We start from the raw sequence: 14,922 nt of genomic DNA on the forward strand, positions 1-14,922 counted from the left end.
CATGCATCTGGTTGCATGCTCTTGGGTGAGGCCCAAAACCTCTCCAAACAGCGGTACCCGCTCCCGTTAACTAGCGGATTTTTTGTGCCTTTTTCCCAAAAGTGCGCAAACCCTTCGTTATGAGCGGGAGGGCGGTGAATACAATACCTTCTTCGGAGGGGAATAAACCCGCCTGTCTGTTTGCAGGTTTTTGGCCTCCCGCTCGCCAGCGAGTCCCAAAAGCTCTTTGTCGTGCGGCCTTCAACACCCTAAACAGAGGGATTGAATATGGTCGACTCCGCATGCGCATGCAGCGCCACAAACACTCTTCAAAATGAAATTGACGAAGTCCAGATCGTCGTCTCTGATCTTCAGAACCTCGCGTACATGCAACAGCTTGTACTCAGCGAGCGCGTGAAGAACAGCTGCGAGCGGGATGCTTTGCTCACTTTGCACCACGCTTTATGTGACCGCCTGGAGGCACTGAAAAAGTCCTGCGGATTATTGGAGCGGGTCGCCCTTCCGCAGCCGGTCAACACCAATGTTGTGTCTCTGGATTAACGCACTGTGACAGGTGCTCGGGCGGTGTCACGCGCACCCCGTGTTCACTGCCACAGGGAAGCCTCCACACCAAGGCCTCCAACCTCAGGTGAAAGGCACAACCCTGCAAATGAGCACCCTGCTGGTCTGCGGCCGGGCAACAAACGCCCGCAGGCCAGCATCCCAAAGGGCAGGGGATGCACTCCAATCTGATCAAACACAGCGCAATCAGGCCCCCTGAGCGTGAAAGTGATTCATGCTAATCAATCTAAAAATAATGGCAGGAGTTGCTAATATATAAGTTTATTGTGGAATAAATAGGATGTTTTGACGAGCCGTGAAGCCTGCCAAACCGGGGGATCTACACCCCGTAAAACCCAAAAACCCTTGGTATTTCAGGGAGCTTGTAACGGCAGTTGTGTCGCGCCGCGGCAAGGCCCCCCCGTCAACCCACTGTCTCTAAGTAGTTTTTCCTTTTGACTTTCAGGCCAATTCGCCCAAACTCCGATGTGTGTAATCAATTAGGTCTTGAAGTTACATTGGGACTAGGAAAATGCGCTGGTATCAGCTGTATTTGAATATCTTAAAGAGAGATAAGCTGCCTTGGCACATCGAAGATGTTTCCATGGCCAATAACCTGCATCTCGTCTGACGACCTCCGCCTGCAGTGGAGTCGCTCCTGCTGCACGGCCGCATGTAAGCTAGCCTCCTGCCTCCTATAGTCCACCAAAGATGCAGAGTGTAGAGGCCAGCCAAAACATGCAGCACCCCCAAAACAAGTAATATTAGGCACTCATTCCAACACTGCATCCCCTACGCAGCAGAAGAACTGTGCTTTGATATTGGCAATACCATCGGCACCTCCGGTTTGCGCTGCAGGTGTGTCGTGATTGCTTCAGATAATGACGTTTGTCTTTGCTCCTGCCTTCCAAGTGTTGAGCGCGCTTGGGGCAGAAGAACGGCACCGCCATGCCTGAGACTTGCAGCGGGAAAATATACAGATCACAGAACAGCCAAGATCATGCAGGCAATAACTCTGCATGGTCAAGTAATACTCATGTAAAAAGCAGCGCCTTGTGTATTGCATAAAGGTACATGTGTCTGTGATCTGTATATATAAACGATTATTTATTCACATATCCATATTGTTACTTATTGTGATGATCGAATATTTGGATAATTAATGAATACGAAGATTGGTGAAGCGAGAATGTTTTCGATTCGTAAGTAGACAAACTTCGAAATCGATAATTTCTTCACTCCTTGAGAATTCGGAGAGACATGGTCCCTCCGCCCTATTGGTAAAGAAGCAAGTAAGAGGACGTTCTTATGACTAAGTTTATGCCAGAGCCGTTCAAGATTAAATCTGTTGAACCAATGTACTTCATTTCTGACGAGCGTCGCGAAGCGGCAATCCAGGAAGCTGGCTTCAACACATTCCTGCTGAAGTCCAAAGATTGCTACATCGATCTGCTGACCGACTCCGGTACATCCGCGATGTCCGACAAGCAGTGGGCTGGCCTGATGGTTGGTGACGAAGCTTACGCTGGCTCCGAAAACTTCTACCACCTTGAAGAAGTTGTTAAAGAGCACTTCGGGTTCAAACACCTCATCCCAACTCACCAGGGCCGCGGCGCAGAAAACATCCTGTCCACGCTCACAATCAAGCCAGGCGACTACGTTCCAGGCAACATGTACTTCACCACAACACGTTTCCACCAGGAACGTAACGGTGCAACATTTGTTGACGTAATCTGCGATGAAGCCCACAACCCTGACCTGGTTGACGTGCCATTCAAAGGCAACGTGGACCTTGCAAAACTGCAGAAGCTCATCGACGAAGTTGGTGGCGAAAAGATCCCTTACATCTGTCTTGCTGTAACCGTGAACCTGGCTGGTGGTCAGCCTGTTTCCATGGGCAACATCAAAGCAGTAAGCGAACTCTGCCACAAGCACGGCATCAAAGTGATGTACGATGCAACCCGTTGTGTAGAAAACGCATACTTCATCAAAGAACGTGAAGCTGGCTTCGAAGACAAAACAATCAAGGCAATCCTCCTTGAAATGTTCTCCTACGGCGACGGCTGCACCATGTCCGGCAAAAAAGACTGCCTGACAAACAACGGCGGTTTCCTCTGCATGAACGACGACGACCTGTTTGCTGAAGCAAAAGGCATGGTTGTTCAGTTCGAAGGTATGCCTTCCTACGGTGGTCTCGCAGGCCGCGACATGGAAGCAATGGCAATCGGCATCAAGGAATCCGTAGAGTTTGACTACATCTCACACCGCGTAAACCAGATCCGCTACCTCGGCGAACGTCTGGATGCAGCTGGCGTGCCAATGGTTAAGCCTTACGGCGGTCACGCAATCTTCCTCGATGCACGCGCATTCCTGCCACACCTTGACCAGCAGCAGCTCCCTGCACAGGCACTTGCCGCAGCGATCTACCGCACCTCCGGTGTACGCACCATGGAACGTGGCATCGTATCCGCAGGCCGCGACGTTAAGACCGGTGAGAACCACGTTCCTAAGCTCGAAACAGTTCGTCTGACTATCCCACGTCGCGTATACACATACGCACACATGGATTACGTCGCAGATGCGATCATCGAGCTCTACAAAAACCGCGAAAGCATCAAGGGTCTCGAATTCGTATTCGAACCTAAGGTACTTCGCTTCTTCACTGGCCGTTTCGAAGAAGTCTAAGAACTAAGCCATTGAAGTGACTAGCAATAGTCAAAGACTAAACTGCATTGGAGGAGAGCCCGTGTGCTCTCCTCTGTTGTTATCAAAGCACAAATCTTACCCATCGTAAGTCTATGTGCGCTTTTCGGGAAAGCTCTGCCACGGGGCACTTACAAAATCGGCAGGTGTTTTCTCAATTGGTCACGGCAAATGCCGGAGTTGGGAGGCTCAACATGACCATTGCTTCTGAGCAGGTTCCTACTGCAGAGACAGTTGAACCAAAATCTACCAAGAAAAGCCAGGGCACAATCTTAGGCGCCAGTGTGATCGCTGCTGGCACCGCCGTCGGGGCGGGCATGTTCTCGCTCCCTGTTGCAAACAGTGGCGTATGGTTTTCTGTTTGCCTGGTTCTGATGATCGTTGTTGGTTACATCATGCACACTGCATCGTTGTACATCATGGAAATCACGCTTCATTTCCCTGAAGGGTCCAACTACGACAGCCTTGCCAAGGGCACCATTGGTAACGTGGGCCGTGTGGTCAACGGTCTCTCCGTTGCCTTCCTGTGCTACGTTCTCACCTACGCCTACATCTCAGGTGGTAGTTCGATCATCACCTACTCGCTGTCGATTTTTGGTGACGTCAACATGTCATCAGGGGTGGCGAGTCTGATCTTCGCAGTCGTGTTACTATCGATTGTGATGATGGGGACCCGAGCTGTTGACCGTGTGAACACTGTTCTCATCGGCGGCATGATCATCACGTTCATGATCAGCTTGAGTTCATTGATCGGTAACTCATCTACAACGAACCTGTTCCCAGAGATCTCTCTCGGCGATCGCATGCCATATGCGTTCTACACCATCTCCTTCTTGGTGGCGAGTTTTGGTCTTCAAATTACAGTTCCAACTGTAACCAACTATCTGGGTCTGGATGCGAAACGTACAAGCAAAGCGCTGCTGATCGCGATTTTCCTTGCAGGCTTCTTCTACTTCCTCTGGATGTTTGCAGTATTCGGAAACATCTCCCGTGATGACTTCCCTGCGATCATCGCTGAAGGTGGCAACATCGGTAACATTATCGGTGCTCTGAGTAAGTCTGGTATCAGTGAAAACATCTCTGTAATCCTGCAGATCTTTGGCAACATGGCTGTTGCAACATCCTTCCTGGGTGTGTCTCTCAGCCTGTATGATTACATCTCTGACTTGTTCAAGTTCGATACAGCTACCGTTGCTGGCAAAGCAAAGACTGTAGGCATCGCATTCGTACCAACCATTATCCTTGCTATCCTGTACCCACACGGGTTCATCGCAGCAATCGGTTATGCTGGTGTGGTTCTGGTGATCTTCTCCTTGCTGGCGCCAATCGTAATGGTTCGCATCTGTCGTGAGCGGAACCCGGACATGTACCAGGTCCCAGGCGGCAACGCCCGTCAGGCAATGGTGTTCGGTTTCGGTATCCTGGTGTTCATCATCACTGCATTCGAACTGACCGGCAACCTGCCAATCTTCGGCTAATCCGTTTGAAGAGAAAGCAATAAAGACGACTATTCAGTCGGGGCAAAACCTGATTGCGAGGCAAGCCACAAGCCCCCGCAATCAAACCAACTGACCCTCAAATGTCAGCAAAAGACTTGCCGCAGCCCTTCCCGCTGCGGCAAGTTTTGTCCGTTTCAACACCCCGAACCCACTGGGAGGCAGGTTCGGGGTGTTGGCGTAACCCCCAACAATGACTGATCAGGTGTCGTCGAAAGTAAAACCGCGCTCTAAGAGGACGACTGTTTGCCCTCAGGCAACCTCTCACCAAAAACGCAAAGCAACACCGAGTGCCAAATATCAGATCGGCAATTCAGGCGGGGTAGCTGTCCATTGTTGCATTTGCAAAGTACCGCGCCAATAACAAGGCCAGAGCTGGAGTGTCGGGCCAGAGTGGACATTCGATAGCGTCAATCAAGGCTTGAGATCGTACTACCTCAATATTATAAAATACACGCCTCCGGTATTTTCTTCGAAAATAAATATTCACGCAGTCGAAGCACTAAATGATCATGGTGTAGGGTTGTAGGAGAACGAGTTTTTCTTGCTTTCAGGACCGATCAGAGTAGCCAGAATTGTAGATTGTTTAGCATATCTTACATAGCCTCTTGAAAAGAGAGCTGAGAATAACTACATAAACAAAGCGCGTTTACAGCCATCATTGGCTATCTTTTCTTCCGGCTTGCCGGTTTGCTAGGTTCCCCCTGATTTTGAGAATGTTGCACCCCATGTACATATCGAACATGGGAAATACGCCCGCTTAGCCCGGGTAAAGTTACAAGGTATCAACCATGACACACGGCACTGTAAAATTCTTCAATTCCACAAAAGGTTTCGGCTTTATTTCTCCTGAAGATGGCGGAAAGGATGCATTTGTTCATATTTCTGCTGTTGAGCGGGCAGGACTTATGGGTCTCGAAGAAGGTCAAAAAGTTGCTTATGAACTAGAAAGCGGCCGCGATGGCAAAGCTTCAGCTGTGAATTTGCAGCTGGTTGACTAATAAAAGATCAGGGCTGCGCCTGTTGCGTAGCCCTAGTCCTTATAGAAAGAACCAAAATATGCCTAATATTTCAATGTCATGTGCAAAAGATCGATTTGCTGCGATTGAAAAAAATAAAAAAAAAGAACTCACCGATGAAGAGGAACGGGCTCTGCAATTAAGTGAAAAAACGTCTCGCCTAAAAGAACTCCGTCTTGCTAAAGAAGCTACCGATAAAAAGCCTCGCCCTTTGATAAAATAGTCTACCAAGTGATTGGCAATCAGCGAGTGCACAAGATATCGCTAAATATCTTGGGCTAAGATCTATTCTTTGATCTAGTAGATCTAAAGTTCAAGAAACTATGTTTCTCTAAGATTTACTTATACTATCCAAATAAATCCGTATTAAAATTTAAATTGATTGAACCAGTGCGATAAGATGTGCAATATGTACATAATGGAATATTGCTTTTGGGGAAGTAGTATTCTCTGGCCAAGCGACTGTACATAAGTACTAAAGCGTTTTTGGTCATCACAGATTGTATCCTAAATGATCAATGGTTCCGTGAAATTCTTCAATTCTGAGCAAGGCTTTGGCTACATTCAGGAGGACGGTACAAATTCACAGTTTCGCGTCCTTCGAGCGTCCTTAAATCGTGCTGGTATTAAGAAATTGGCTGAACGCCAAAAAGTACGTTTCGATACGCTTACAAATCCTGCAAACGGGAAAATAGAAGTCAACAATATCGAAGTTGCCTAACAAAAGACGGTCCCTGGACACGTAACTTCCTTACTCATGACAGTGGTGTTTATCAGATCTGCAGCTGGTCATATACACTACCTCACAGCTGCTCCCCCTATTCCTACAAGATCTTAGTGCCGTGAATAAAGCCATCCTCACCCGGCACTGTGTGAGTTAAATCCACGTTTTACCGGTCAATTATCCTCGCCACTTCCCGTGCTCTAAACAAAGGGCCGGCAATTTGCTTGTCAACTGATGACTGAGCAACGAAAGAATGGTCCAATGACAGAACGAACTGATCTTGCTAAAATTGGCTTAACCGCAGAATTAATTGGTCCTCTCCAGTTTCCCAATCCAATTGCAAACAGTAACCATCGGCAAAATTTGCAGGAACACTCCTCAAAATTGAAGAACCACATTGCAGTTGTAGCGACCAATACACATGATTTGAAAGAAACCGGATTTGGATCGATTGAGACATGTCGCTTCTTTTACGATGCTCTAAAAGAAAAATATCAAACAGTTACGTTTCACGAGATTTCTTCGATATCCAGTTTAAATGATATTGTTACGTCTAGACCAGATCTTGTTGTCCTTTGCAGTAAATACTTCCTGGATGTAAGTAATAATACAAAAACTTGGTTTTCAGATTACTTTTCTAAGCATGCAATTGCTTTTACCGGATCTGATCGCAACTGTCTGGAGTTCGATTCCAATAAAGGAAAGGCTAAGACGGCTATACAAAACCACGGTATTGCTACTGCAAAGTTTTTCCAAGCCTGCCCTGGCCAGTTCGAAACAGAAGACAAACTCCCTCTTTTTCTTCCTCTTTTCGTTAAACCAATAGATGCTGCTAATGGAAATGGAATTGATGAAAACTCGATAGTTCGCGACTTCGAAAGTTATCAAAGTAAAGTCAAAGAACTTTTCGAAAGCTATGGCGCAGATGTTCTGGTCGAGGAGGTGCTACCGGGACGAGAGTTTACCGTTGCAATCTTTGACGATCCGGAAACCGATTCAAGATCTATTATGCCTGTAGAAATCATAGTTCCCAAGAATGAAAAGGGTGATCGAATATTGGGATGTGCTGCAAAGCAGCAAAATCATGAGTTACTCAGAACTATTACCGAACCCACTTTGAGCGCTGTTTCCGAGCTTGCAGGCAGTGCTTTTACGGCATTAGGAGTTAAGAGTTTTGGTCGGATTGACATCAAGCTTGATGCAGAAGGAAACCCCAATTTTCTTGAAGCAAACCTAGTGCCGGGTATGACGCCCGATTCAAGTTACTTCCCGAGGGCTTGTTCATTACAAACTGGGTCAAAATCGAAGACGAACAGGCCGTCAGCGATGACACATTCTGAGGTTGCCTTGAAGATCGTTGAACTCGGCCTCAATCGCATCAACACATTACAGCAAGTGGGCTAATTACAATCGTCTGCTACAGCGTATCTCCGAAAAGTGGAAATCGGCCTTCGGATAAAGATCCGCAAAAACAAAGGCTAAAGCAGTTCATGTGTTTCAACTTAAATGCGAACTGATTTAGGTAGTTCTTGACCTGAGGTGAAGTAGGTTTTTACTCAGTAGAGCCTACTTCCTACTCTTTACGTGTCGCCGAATTAGACCCAGATAAGGTTCAATTATCACTCTCGCAGGGAGTGATTTGCTTTAGAAAGAAAGTCGGGTGGGCTAACTGATCATCACGCTGTTCAAACCGCTCCTCACGCAAATATCTCCCCCAATATTTCAAGATGAAAACACGTAACAACTTTATGTTGTGATTCATGTTTCTGTCATACAACTTTCCCACCCGCTTCTCAGAGTGCTTCAGCTCTATATCTGCGTCGGTCACTCAGATTTACTTGAGTACATACATTCCAGCGAACGATGTCCAAAACGAACAAAAACGATAAGGACACAGCATGAAAATTAACGGTAAGCCGCTCAATTTTTTGATTATCACGACGGATGAAGAGCGCTTTCCGCCGATCTATGATAATGACAGTGCCAAGCAGTACCAGTTGCAGAACAGTGTTGCGCTCGGAAAGATGCGCCAACACGGATTGGAGTTTCTCAACCACCACACTGCAACCACAGCCTGCGCTCCCAGCCGAACCAGCATTTACACTGGCCAGTATCCTTCATTACACGGTGTCAGCCAGACGCCGGGTATTGGTAATGACATCCGTCACGCACTGGAACAGGTGCTCGTTGAACAGCGCCTGAAGAAATGTCTGCTTACCCATACATTGAACAATGAAGACAGTTCCAGCCCCGGACCTTTGCGGCGCTGATGGACACTCTGACCGCGACATCGCGACACCATAAGCAAGCAGATAAGCATCCCTGACTGTTAGCCCATAAGACGGCAACCGTTCAGCGCAAAAAGGAGATAACAAATGCCGCTGAAATCAGCTTCACGATTAGCAACGCTATGGCTCGTACTCGCGTTCCCTCTACTCAGTTTAGGTGCAGCCAACGCTGAAACCGGCACAGACGCGAGCACAGACCTAAGTCTTTTCAAGGAATGCCCGGTATCTCAGGATGATCCCAACACATTCGCTCTGTGCGCCACAGCCAAATGCTGGACCGTCGACACTGTTGCTTACTGCAAATGTGATGTGATGAACGAACAGAGCATTTCTCTCCCGTTTCACTATAAAGAGGGTGACGAGAAAAAGGATGTCTGTGATCTGTTAAAGGCCGGCATTGATAACGGTTTCACGGTAAGCACCTATGCCACACCGCGCCAGATGGAAACTGACTACGATCCCGATACGGAAAAGCTGGGGCCACCCATGGCGACGTACAGCTGCCCCAACACAGACGATGCGCCCGCTGGCTACTCTGCTCAATGTGATGGCGGCTTCTGTTTTAACAGCACGCAGGGGAAAGACTTCCCCGGCATCGGAGCGGTCAAGGAAGACGAGATCATCTGTTCCTGCCCCTCAGTGCCTAGCCCGTCCGCAGGCTTTCAGATGGCTGGCCCCTGGTTATGCGCACCCGGCGATCGCAACACCGACGGTACGTGCTGCGATAAGTCGTTCCACGACAAGCTTTGTTCAGTCAAATCAGTCAATTCCACTGGCACTGAGCTTATGGTAGGTGCGCCTCTGGGAGTAGCTAAGTTGCTCTCGAAAAAGTTGGACGGTAAGGATCCGGCCATCAACCGCTGCGTCTTTAAATAAGCAGCACCTGTCAAAGACATGTCGCAGCTCTTCCCAGCTGCGGCATCTTTCTGCCGCTCAAGCACGCATACATTGCGGCCTCGACGAAGAGGCAGGCTTCGGGGATTTTGTTGACCGCTCAGCTGAAGAACCCGTCATTCAGTATTCAGGCAGTACTTGAGAAATGTAGTGCCATCATATTCGATTTCACCGACAAATACTGCGCCGAGCCTTTTAAGCGCTCCTAGTTTTTTGCGCGACGGCGGCAACAAAAACGTGACGAAGGGGATACGCTCATCTGCAAGGGCAAATTCAATTGCTTTTTGTGAGATGCGTGTGCCTAGGCCAAAAAACTCTGTTTTCAGAACCAGACCATAATCCCATTCATCTCCTTCTTTTTGAAAGCCACCCCAACCGACATAGTTGTTGTCTAGCAAGATAGCCCAATGCCCTAGGCCATCACGTTTCCAGCACTCTTCTTTAGCAGTGACAAATTTGCTGACGGCTGCTTCATCCCACTCGAATGTCAGAAGTGGCATATGCTCGGCAATACGAGGGTCGGACATGTGAGCAATAATTTCACTTGGCTCAACTTCAGGCAATCTGGTGAAGGTAATTTCGTGTTTCAATGGGGTTTCTTTCAGCGTTTAATAGAGCCGTCTAATAGGCGGGTAACTGGTGCCAGACAACTGGCGATACCTTCTAACATTGAATGCCGGGAAGGGGATCAATGTAGTATGCCTTCCTGAACTCAGAATGATAATCTCACTTCACATCAGCCACCTCTGCGTCAGCCGAAACTTCAAGTCCCCAAAACCGTAAAGCGTCAGGGCCGATCTGGCCTAACACCTGCTCAAAGCGGGAAAGGTCAACGCGGCTGCGCAAAACCTCAACCACACGTGCGGGCGTCTCATCATCCGCAAAGTTGTGATGTGCCCTGAGAGCTTTTACCTCAGCAGCCCAATCGTCTTCATCGCCAAAGTCCGCAGTGTAGTCGCTGCTGCTCCAGCCAGATGTGAAAATCGCCCGAAGAACCGCTGGCAGCGTATCAGCAAAGGACAGAACTTGCTCAGCGTTCAATCTCCGACGGAACACCAGCAAAACAGCCTGTACGCATGTGTAGGTCTGATTGCGAGTGGTCAGACCAAGTGCGTCCTGAGCATCAGCAAGGAAAGATTCGTACTGCTGAGAGGCCAGCTGATACTCCTGAGGCATAGGCATGAAGGTAACTCCGAAAATACGGGTGATCGCTCGATGTACGACCTTAACTCAGGTTTTCGCGCTGCAAAAGTGACTGATTTTCAGCTGGCTCTTAAATCGATTTAACTTAGGTAATCTACGTATATGTACTATAGCTGCGAGTAAAGGTGAGGTCAGTGCTAGAAAGTTTGTGGTCAAGAATAATAAAAGAAATAATTATACTAAGTTGTGCGGTGCGAAATGAAATGATGAAGAAATATCGCTTCTGACCATGAGTAAATTTCACATTAGTCAAATTATAAATTCATATTGACATAGGTCAAAATGCTATCTACGCTTTAAATGTCATTGAAGTGGAGGCACTATGACTTTCGGCTTGATATTATTCATTTGCGTATTCTTGGCGATCCTTGGGATGGTTGTGATTTCAGAGTTTTCTTCACGGAATAAAACTGCAGATCGCATGATCGCGGGTTTAGACGCTGATCTCAGCAAAGAATAACTCGGACAGAGATCCAGTCGAAGTGTGAGGCGCTGACTTTAAAGGACGGTTTGAAGTCGGCATCACCTCATAACGATAAGGCGGCTAGAGCTAGGGTATAGGGGGACTCTAGCTCTGCCGCCTTCTTCGTTTTCAGGCAATCTGCACGGTAGGGGCGGGGGATGACGCAGTCTCAATTTGCCGTAATCATCAGCCGCTCAGAATGAATAGGCGCACCGGCTGAGCCAAATATCAGGCCGCCATAACCTGCTGCACCAACTTCCGGCAAACTCTCCGTCTTCACTGCAGAAACATGCTGAATTTCCAGCACCGTATAAGGCCGCTGATAGGTCCAGGTTCGGTTCTCAACTCCGGTGAGATCAGGGTTTGGAGGCTGTTCAGTCGTGAAGGCGTAAAAGTAGAGCGTGAAACCAAAAGGCTCGACAGGCTGAACGGAGAGCGGCGTCATACCCCAACTGAGAATATCGGGCTCAATTGCCGTAGTGTCGCCAGTGCGCAAGGTCACAAGGCTGAGATGCGGACCTCCACCTAGTCGGCTCTCATCGAACTCCAGATCAGGCCGATCGCCTTCAAACCAATGGTCAATCAGCTCAATCACAAAACCTTCCGGATCTGTGAGTTTGGCAAGGTACCCGACATCCCGAAACTGCTGCGGCCCTGTAACATAGACACCGCGCGCCTGAAGCTGGGCGCAGGCCAGCTCGATATTGGGAACTGAGAGTGCGATTTTCCAATAAAGATCGGTAGCTTGCGGCGTGTAAGGCGCCTCCGCCTCGATGAACAGAAGTGCCGTCTCTTCCGCACAATATCCGACCCGCCCGTCACCCTGATCGGACATACCCAGGACATCGCAATAAAATCGCTTTTGAGCCGCCACATCACGGACGCGCAAACGAAGAGTATCAAGCTTTGTCATAACGGGCTGTCCTTTATCAGGGCACAAGGCAAATACGCGTGTTTATTGAGCGATCTCGAAGTGGTCCTCGCGCAGCAAAGCACGGCCATCCGGCTGCAAAACCCAAAGCTCATTGGTGATGACGCCATGGGCGTTGTTCATCTTCCAGTTGGCTGCAACGCGGGCAGAGGTCTGGTCCAGAACAGTGGTGACGGTACTGCTGTAAACCACATCATCAAATCCCTTGGAGATGATGTCTGTCCAAAAGCCCTCAATCGCTTCGCGCCCTTTAAATGTGCCAAATGGCTTCACCACCATCACGGCATCATCCTCATAAAGCGCTGCCGCACCCGCTGCATCACCTGCGTTGAACGCATCACGCCAGGCGCGGCTTGCAGTGGCAACAGCGGTGTTGAGCTTGTATTCACCTTCAGCCAGTTTTCCTGCTTCGTCAGCGATGGCTTGTCCGCTCAATCCAACCGCGACAGTAGCAGCAAGAGCGATAGATTTAATGAAAGTCATCACGTGATCTCCGTTCAGATGCGATGTTGATGACTGTCTTTTGCCGCACTTGCATTGTTTGAAAAACACTCTATTTCTGAAATCACTATTCACATAGTGAGAACAAAATGCTCTCAACGCTCCCGCTCTCCTTCGTCACAGTCGTCGAAACTGGCTCAATCACCCGTGCAGCGGATGAGTTGAACATAGCCAAGTCCGCTGTCAGTCAAAACCTGAAGCGGCTGGAAGAACAGCTGGATGTAAAACTCGCCATCCGCACCACACGCCACCTCTCTCTGACCCCAGCAGGGGAGCGCTACTACCAGCGTTGTAAAGAAATCCTCGCACTCTCACGGCAGGCGGAAACCGAGATGGAGAGTTTCGGAGCGGTCCCGTCTGGCCCGATCACCATCACAGCCCCCCACGCTTTCATCACGCCTGTCATCGCACCGGCCCTGGCAGTTGTGAAAGAGAAGTTCCCGAACCTTCAGCCTTCAGTGATAGCGGAGGACAAGCGCCTCAATCTGATCACGGAGGGGATTGATGTTGCGATCAGTGTCGGCCAACTGCCAGACAGCACGCTTCAGGCGCGCCGCATAGGGACGCTGCGCGATATTCTGTGTGCCGCGCCAGCTGTAATTGAAAAGGTGCCTCCCGCTGATGACCCGCTCTACTGGCAATGGGTGCAATCCCTGCCATACATCGCTCATACACGAGAGCCTGCTGTGGTGCGGCACCGCTTCCCGGTTCAGGAAAGTTCAGAGAGCATTGAGGTGAGCTTCAGGTCTGCCGTCAAAGCCAACACCATTGAAGCCATCGCAGCTTTTGCCCGAAATGGCCTGGGCGTTGCGCTCCTGCCGGATATCGCGATTGCGCAGGACCTGAAGACTGGAACCCTCCAGCCTCTCCTTACTCTGTCAGAGCCAGAACCAACACCAATTTATGCCGTGCACAGCTATGATACTCTGCCACCCAGATCGGTGCAGGAGACAATCACAGCAATTCAGCAAGCCTTGGCGAAAGCACTGCAATAAGGCAGGTCTCACTTGATCCCTACCTCTAACAAATTACACAACATGCTCTGAAATCAGAGTGTTTCCGAGAATGAACTCATGAAACCTTCTCTTAAAAGCGAGCGGTATATTTTACCTTCTGACTTTACCTATACGTTAATATATGATCCTATGCGGCCATCGTAAGTTGAAAAGATACCGCTATGAAGCAACTGGAAGAAATGATGGCTGAAAGTGAGCAGCGCGTGGAAACAATCACAATTCCCAGTGAGGGGGCTACACTGATTGGCAAAGCCTACTGGCCTGTGGGTGACCCAAAATCCTCAGTCATTATTCACGGCGCAACCGGTGTGCCGCAATTGTTTTATGCCAAGTTTGCCCGCTGGGTCGCAGAGCAGGGCCATCTCTGCCTCACCTATGACTATCGCGACTTTGGTGCCTCTAAACAGATACATCCACGCAACTCTTCTGCCACGATGTCTGATTGGGGCCTGTATGATCAGCAAGCTGCCTTTGATGCGCTGCTGAAACTGGCTGACACGCCCAGCACTCACGTGATTGGTCACTCTCTTGGCGGCTTCATGTTGCCATTCCATCGAAACCTGGACATGGTCGATAAAGTCACCACAGTTGCCTGCGGTCAGGTTTATTGGCGTGACCACCATATGCCATACTTCCTGACTGTTGTTGCCTTCTGGTATTTGCTAGGGCCAGCTGTCACACGTATGAAAGGTTATTTGCCCGGTAAGGCACTTGGGATCGGCGCAGATATCCCTGCTGGTGTTTACTGGCAATGGCGTAAATGGTGCACTTCTCCAACCTTCTTCAAGGATGACATCGGTAGTGTTTTACCTTCCATGAACCCGAAGCCGTTCACTGGCCCGATCAAAATCATGTCGTTCACCGATGATGATCTTGCCCCCAATGCCTCAGTGGAACGCCTTCCACCTCTCTACAAAGATGCGCAGGTCACGCGACAAATCCTTAATCCGGCAGACTTCGAGCTCAAGGAAGTTGGGCATCTGAAGGCCTTCGCCAAGCAAAACGCGGTCTTGTGGCCTGAGATTCTGGATATTGCTTGAGGCAGGCCGCTCCATTAACAGAGGGCAAATGAAAAAGACCAGAGCTGACGAGAGCACCTAACCACGCATTAGCGCCAATCTGCTTTACTGGCGAAAAAGCGGGT

At 49.1% G+C, this 14,922-nt stretch carries 15 protein-coding genes; 11 read left to right on the forward strand and 4 right to left on the reverse strand.

Annotated features, from left to right (window positions below; translation table 11 throughout):
- The first annotated feature begins 267 nt into the window (after positions 1 to 267).
- From PsW74_RS09230 to PsW74_RS09270, 9 genes are all read left to right on the forward strand, one after another.
- The gene (locus PsW74_RS09230; protein ID WP_057463957.1) at positions 268 to 540 is read left to right on the forward strand and encodes a hypothetical protein; all 273 of its coding nucleotides are present in this window, start codon (positions 268 to 270) and stop codon (positions 538 to 540) included.
- Positions 541 to 1,848: 1,308 nt separating this feature from the next.
- Positions 1,849 to 3,225 carry a tyrosine phenol-lyase gene (locus PsW74_RS09235; RefSeq protein ID WP_063286704.1) on the forward strand — a complete coding sequence of 459 codons (1,377 nt, stop codon included), beginning with the start codon at positions 1,849 to 1,851 and terminating at the stop codon, positions 3,223 to 3,225.
- Between the two features lie 212 nt (positions 3,226 to 3,437).
- Entirely contained in the window at positions 3,438 to 4,721 is a 1,284-nt protein-coding gene (locus tag PsW74_RS09240; protein ID WP_057464244.1) for an aromatic amino acid transport family protein, read from the forward strand.
- Positions 4,722 to 5,530: 809 nt separating this feature from the next.
- On the forward strand, positions 5,531 to 5,740 hold the full coding sequence (locus PsW74_RS09245) for a cold-shock protein (RefSeq protein ID WP_057464243.1): 210 nt from the start codon (positions 5,531 to 5,533) through the stop codon (positions 5,738 to 5,740).
- A 58-nt stretch (positions 5,741 to 5,798) separates the two neighbouring features.
- The gene (locus PsW74_RS28620; RefSeq protein ID WP_152986764.1) at positions 5,799 to 5,981 is read left to right on the forward strand and encodes a hypothetical protein; all 183 of its coding nucleotides are present in this window, start codon (positions 5,799 to 5,801) and stop codon (positions 5,979 to 5,981) included.
- A gap of 288 nt (positions 5,982 to 6,269) precedes the next feature.
- Entirely contained in the window at positions 6,270 to 6,479 is a 210-nt protein-coding gene (locus PsW74_RS09250; RefSeq protein WP_057464242.1) for a cold shock domain-containing protein, read from the forward strand.
- 264 nt (positions 6,480 to 6,743) lie between these two features.
- A complete protein-coding gene (locus PsW74_RS09255) occupies positions 6,744 to 7,886 on the forward strand; it encodes a D-alanine--D-alanine ligase (RefSeq protein WP_193775903.1) in 1,143 nt (380 codons plus the stop codon).
- Between the two features lie 494 nt (positions 7,887 to 8,380).
- On the forward strand, positions 8,381 to 8,752 hold the full coding sequence (locus PsW74_RS09265) for a sulfatase-like hydrolase/transferase (protein ID WP_063286707.1): 372 nt from the start codon (positions 8,381 to 8,383) through the stop codon (positions 8,750 to 8,752).
- Between the two features lie 105 nt (positions 8,753 to 8,857).
- Entirely contained in the window at positions 8,858 to 9,646 is a 789-nt protein-coding gene (locus tag PsW74_RS09270) for a hypothetical protein (RefSeq protein WP_063286708.1), read from the forward strand.
- A gap of 134 nt (positions 9,647 to 9,780) precedes the next feature.
- On the opposite strand, the gene PsW74_RS09275 is transcribed toward PsW74_RS09270, so the two are convergent.
- The 4 genes from PsW74_RS09275 to PsW74_RS09290 form a co-directional block, all read right to left on the reverse strand.
- A complete protein-coding gene (locus tag PsW74_RS09275) occupies positions 9,781 to 10,254 on the reverse strand; it encodes a GNAT family N-acetyltransferase (protein ID WP_153041653.1) in 474 nt (157 codons plus the stop codon).
- A gap of 136 nt (positions 10,255 to 10,390) precedes the next feature.
- The gene (locus PsW74_RS09280) at positions 10,391 to 10,846 is read right to left on the reverse strand and encodes a DUF2267 domain-containing protein (protein ID WP_063286709.1); all 456 of its coding nucleotides are present in this window, start codon (positions 10,844 to 10,846) and stop codon (positions 10,391 to 10,393) included.
- A 653-nt stretch (positions 10,847 to 11,499) separates the two neighbouring features.
- Positions 11,500 to 12,243 (reverse strand): VOC family protein, encoded by a 744-nt coding sequence (locus tag PsW74_RS09285; RefSeq protein ID WP_063286710.1) that lies wholly within the window; start codon positions 12,241 to 12,243, stop codon positions 11,500 to 11,502.
- Positions 12,244 to 12,285: 42 nt separating this feature from the next.
- Positions 12,286 to 12,744 carry an SgcJ/EcaC family oxidoreductase gene (locus PsW74_RS09290; protein ID WP_193757867.1) on the reverse strand — a complete coding sequence of 153 codons (459 nt, stop codon included), beginning with the start codon at positions 12,742 to 12,744 and terminating at the stop codon, positions 12,286 to 12,288.
- Between the two features lie 107 nt (positions 12,745 to 12,851).
- Here PsW74_RS09290 and PsW74_RS09295 point away from each other — a divergent pair, with 107 nt between their 5' ends.
- The gene (locus PsW74_RS09295; protein WP_063286711.1) at positions 12,852 to 13,757 is read left to right on the forward strand and encodes a LysR family transcriptional regulator; all 906 of its coding nucleotides are present in this window, start codon (positions 12,852 to 12,854) and stop codon (positions 13,755 to 13,757) included.
- Between the two features lie 182 nt (positions 13,758 to 13,939).
- The gene (locus PsW74_RS09300) at positions 13,940 to 14,818 is read left to right on the forward strand and encodes an alpha/beta fold hydrolase (RefSeq protein ID WP_057464235.1); all 879 of its coding nucleotides are present in this window, start codon (positions 13,940 to 13,942) and stop codon (positions 14,816 to 14,818) included.
- The last annotated feature ends 104 nt before the right edge of the window (positions 14,819 to 14,922 follow it).

It is taken from the genome of Pseudovibrio sp. W74, assembly GCF_001623085.1.
GTDB lineage: Bacteria > Pseudomonadota > Alphaproteobacteria > Rhizobiales > Stappiaceae > Pseudovibrio.